At 49.0% G+C, this 4,498-nt stretch carries 4 protein-coding genes; 2 read left to right on the top strand and 2 right to left on the bottom strand.

Features of this window, described 5'->3' with window-relative positions; translation table 11 throughout:
- Nucleotides 1–158 precede the first annotated feature (158 nt).
- Nucleotides 159–962: a hypothetical protein gene (locus L0156_22325; GenBank protein ID MCI0605734.1), complete on the bottom strand. Its 804-nt coding sequence runs from the start codon at nt 960–962 to the stop codon at nt 159–161.
- A gap of 2 nt (nt 963–964) precedes the next feature.
- Nucleotides 965–1,912: a metal-dependent hydrolase gene (locus L0156_22320; GenBank protein MCI0605733.1), complete on the bottom strand. Its 948-nt coding sequence runs from the start codon at nt 1,910–1,912 to the stop codon at nt 965–967.
- A gap of 184 nt (nt 1,913–2,096) precedes the next feature.
- On the opposite strand from L0156_22320, the gene glmU reads away from it, so the two are divergent.
- Nucleotides 2,097–3,416: a bifunctional UDP-N-acetylglucosamine diphosphorylase/glucosamine-1-phosphate N-acetyltransferase GlmU gene (glmU, locus tag L0156_22315; protein ID MCI0605732.1), complete on the top strand. Its 1,320-nt coding sequence runs from the start codon at nt 2,097–2,099 to the stop codon at nt 3,414–3,416.
- A 60-nt stretch (nt 3,417–3,476) separates the two neighbouring features.
- A partial coding sequence (glmS, locus tag L0156_22310; protein ID MCI0605731.1) for a glutamine--fructose-6-phosphate transaminase (isomerizing) occupies nt 3,477–4,498 on the top strand: 1,022 nt, incomplete at its 3' end.

The following is a 4,498-nucleotide window of genomic DNA, read 5'->3' as shown; positions in this document are numbered from 1 at the left end:
TTGGCGGTTTATTTAATTTTAGCCGTGTAGTTACAGAGCATTTGCCAAACGAATGCAGCATATGCTGTTTAGTTGTAAAGTGTTTCCATTGAAAACATTGTTTATTTAGCGTGGTAAATGCTCTGCCACTACACCCCCAACCTTGGCGTCTTGGCGGTTTATTTTTTCTTCAGCACATAAAAACTGCGGCGTGGAGTCCCATCGCGGAAATTCAAAAAAGAATACACGACATAACCCGCGTTGAGATAGTAAACAAACGCGTCGCGTGTTTTGAGTCTCCAGTGCAACGGTCCTTCTTTTGAAACGGTTTTTAAATGCTGCATATCGGAAGGAATTTCCAGAAATAGATAATCTTTGTTTCGATCCAGGCGCACATCATCAATCAGCAGGGCGCCCTCTTCAAAATGCGCAACCGTAATCAGTGCGGAACCTGATGGAATGGTTTTGAATTCGGGAAGTTCTTTGTGCAATGGCGGAATAGGCCAGCTGGCAATCAAGCGGTCGGTCGGTGTGCCGGAGTGTAGCGGACTCGATGTGATTCCGTAGACATTAATCTCATATTCCTTGGCCACGCATTCAAGTTTGTGAAGGTTGAAATATGCATTCTTGCTTTCGAGCGGATCGTAAGTCCACTCAATCACGTCGTAGCCCATTTGTTGCGCAGCCTGATACTGCGCCATCTTGAGTTTGTAGCCGATGTCGGTGTTGCGCAAAGAGGAGACAACCGCAAGCATATGCGACCATTGCACTCTCTGATTGTGATGAGTGCCGGGCAAGCTATAAACAAATCCGATCATTTCATTGTTTTCGAAAGCGCCCAGTACAATGCCGTCGTTTCGTTCGGATACAACCAGAAGGGGCAGAGGGACGATATCGTACGGATCGTCAAAGCCCCAAACCTCTTTTTGAATCTCCACGCAGCGCTGAAATTCATCTAAGGTGTGTAACGTCCTGATTTCCATACTTACATCCGTGTGAACCGGCTCTCCAGAATGTTCCCGGCTTCATCTATTCTAAAATGTAATACAAAAGGTTTGCGCACCGGAAAACGGTGCAACCGGATATAAAAACGCAGGTCGGAGAATTCTATGACGTGAATGCGACCCTGCACTTTTTCCTGCACAACGGGATAACGAGCGAACCAGAAATAGAGCGAACCCATCTCCGAGGAACGCGCGATCTGCTCAAAATAGGATCCCGTTGTTTTGGTGAAAACCTGGAAGGGGGGTTCTGGTTTAAGGAAACTGAAAAAGGGAACCTGATAGTAGTGCAAGCCTGCATCGAGAATTCCGGACCATCGTAAGGGCACGAATGGCTGCGGAATGGCTGCGGCCCTTTGAAAAGGAATGCGATTTTGTTTGGCCGCCATCTCCAGCTGATGTAACGCGACTGTGTGATTGAGCGCGCAGAAGACGATGTACCCCGAGGCAATCCATAACCCCATTCTTGCGCGCCGCGTTGCGCGTGATGGTTTCAATCGCGCAAGAATCAAGCTCACCAGAAGCGTTCCTGTGAGAATCCAATCCAGAATAAACACCCAGTCAAAATAGAACCTCGTTTGGGAAAATGGATATAACACAACAGTTCCATAAGATGTGATCAAGTCCAGGATCTGGTGGCTAAAAAGCGCCACCCATGAGGCCGCGATCCATGGCAAATATCTTCTCTCTTCGTCGAATCGTCCGAAAATCGCGCCGAATAACAAACCGCTGGCGAGAACACCCAGAAAAGAATGCGTGATGCCGCGGTGGTTTGCGATGTAAGCGGGCAGGCCGTCGAACCGGTAAAGAATATCGATGTCAGGAAATATTGCTGCTGTGGCCAGCACATACCGGCAACGCGTCCCAAGACGTTGTGTGAACCCCGCTTCCGCGATCAAAGCACCTGCCAGGCCGTGTGTTACAGGATCCATGAGCCCCCACAAAAGAAATAAACAAAGTAGCGCCGGCGTCTCGCCTGCGTTGAGCTGTGCAGACGGGACGTCCGCGCTACTCTGTTCAAAGAATCTGTTATGATATCAGAGTTAAAAAGCCTCTTCGAGTCTTACCAAAATGGATTTGCACGTTTGTATTTTGGCAGCGGGTCAAAGCAAAAGAATGAAGTCAAAGCTCTCCAAGCTGCTTCATCCTTTGTGCGGTAAGCCGCTGATTTTGCACGTTCAGGAATCACTGTCCGCGCTTTCTCCAACAACATGCGCGGTCGTGGTCGGCCATCAGCGCGATCAAATAATGGATGCGCTGAAAGAGAAACCGGTTGACTTCGTGGTTCAAGAACAACAGAAGGGAACGGCCCACGCCGTTTCAGAATTCTTGAAGCATTACCCTTCGATAGAAGGACTGCTCCTTGTTCTCAGCGGTGACACTCCTCTTCTGCAATCCTCCACGCTTCTGGGGATGATCCAACTTCACCAGCAAAGGAATGCGACGATCACTCTGCTCACAACAGAGTACGACGATCCAACAGGTTACGGGCGCGTGATTCGAAGTGAACAAGGAACAATCCAACGCATTGTCGAAGAGGCCGACGCAAATGAAACGGAAAAGGCGGTCCGTGAAGTGAATGCCGGAATCTATGTGTTCGATGTTTCAAGAACGCGCGAGCTGCTTCCGCTGGTTCAAGCTGAGAATAAACAAAAGGAATACTACCTTCCGGATTTGATTTCACTTGCGCTGGAGCGAAACTGGACCGTTCTGCCTCAGAGGGTGAGCGCAAACGAGGTAATGGGGATCAACACAAAGGTTGAGCTTGCAGACGCGCACAAGACTCTTCGAAAACGGATCAATCAGCAATGGATGCTTCGTGGCGTAACGATAATCGATCCGGCTACTACGTACATTGATACGGATGTTCAGTTTGGGACTGATGTTGTGCTTCATCCAAACATTTATCTGGAAGGGAGTACACTCGTCGGTTCCGAAGTCACGATTTATCCGAACTGTAGAATTTCGGATTCCTACATCGATAGCCGGTGCGTGATTTATGAAAACAGCTCGATTGATACCGCTCATCTGGAAGCCGGAGTGAAGGTTGGTCCTTTCGCAAGAATTCGCCCCGATACCTATTTGCAAACCGGAGTTCGGATTGGAAATTTTGTGGAGTTGAAGAAGTCTTTTGTGGGAGAAGGAACAAAAGCGAATCATCTCTCATATCTTGGCGATGCCACGATCGGTAAGAATGTGAACATTGGGGCCGGCACGATTACCTGTAATTATGATGGCGAAAAAAAGCATCCCACTGTTATCGAAGATGACGTCTTCATTGGAAGCGACACGCAATTAATTGCTCCTGTAAAAGTGAAGAAAGGAGCCTACGTGGCGGCCGGTTCCAGCATTACAGAGGATGTTCCGGAAAATTCAATGGCTATCGCCCGTGGACGTCAGGTCAATAAGCCGGGCTGGAAACCAAAAAAGAAGTGACAGAACATTTCGCGGAACCGCGATTGGACTCCCGCCAGAAAAACAGCATTATATAGATACATGTGCGGAATTGTCGGCTATATCGGGCAAAAAGAAGTCGTTCCTGTACTGGTGAATACTCTCAGAAAGCTGGAGTATCGCGGGTATGACTCTGCTGGGATCGCGGTCGTTAACGGCGATGGTGTCAGTGTACGGCGCAGCGCGGGAAAGCTCTCCAATTTGGAGAGTGCCATTGCAGCTGAACCGATCGAAGGCTATTACGGAATCGGGCACACTCGATGGGCCACGCACGGACGACCTACGGAAGAAAATGCTCATCCGCATCGCGATTGCACCGGACAACTGGTGGTTGTTCACAACGGTATCATCGAAAATTACCTGGAACTAAAGGGCCAGTTGCAGCAAGAAGGGCATAAGTTTGTTACGGAGACCGATACCGAAATCATTGCCCATTTGCTGGAGAAACACTACAACGGCAGTTTGGAATCTGCGGTCAAAAAAGCATTCTCCGAAATTCGGGGAATCTATGCGTGTGGCATTCTCAGCTCGCGCGAACCGAACAAAATCGTCGGAGTTAGAAGCGGACCACCCCTCGTTGTTGGACTTGGCCAACAAGAATATTTCCTTGCATCCGACACGCCGGCGATTCTTTCGCACACGCGCGATGTGCTTTTTTTGGACAACCAGGAGATGGTTGTTATGACAAAGGAGGGAGTGCAGCTTTTTAATCTGCAGGGGGAACCGGTTACGCGGGCCGCTCAAAACATTACCTGGGATGCGAATCTTGCAGAAAAAGGAGATTACCCGCATTACATGCTGAAGGAGATTTTTGAGCAGCCATGGGCGATTCGCGAAACGATCGTGGATCGTTTCTCTTTGAACAGCGGTCGAGTTTATCTGGAAGAATTTGAAATTACGGAAGAGCAGCTTGCGAAAGTTGAGAAGATCAATTTTGTTGCCGCGGGAACTTCCTGGCACGCGGCGCTGGTTGGAAAATTTTTGCTGGAGGAACTGTCGCGCGTTCCGGTGGAAGTGGATATTTCCTCCGAGTTTCGCTATCGCAATCCGGTGGTGAAGCCGAA

The sequence above is a fragment of the bacterium genome, assembly GCA_022616075.1.
Taxonomy (GTDB): Bacteria; Acidobacteriota; HRBIN11; order JAKEFK01; family JAKEFK01; genus JAKEFK01.
The sequence above is the reverse complement of the archived record's forward strand: the minus strand, read 5'-3'. Positions and strand labels throughout refer to the sequence as shown.

Bases quoted from the DNA above. Each gene is read 5' to 3' on its own strand.
- glmU (MCI0605732.1), top strand. From the start codon at position 2,097: ATGAAGTCAAAGCTCTCCAAGCTGCTTCATCCTTTGTGCGGTAAGCCG.
- L0156_22320 (MCI0605733.1), bottom strand. From the start codon at position 1,912: ATGGATCCTGTAACACACGGCCTGGCAGGTGCTTTGATCGCGGAAGCG.
- L0156_22325 (MCI0605734.1), bottom strand. From the start codon at position 962: ATGGAAATCAGGACGTTACACACCTTAGATGAATTTCAGCGCTGCGTG.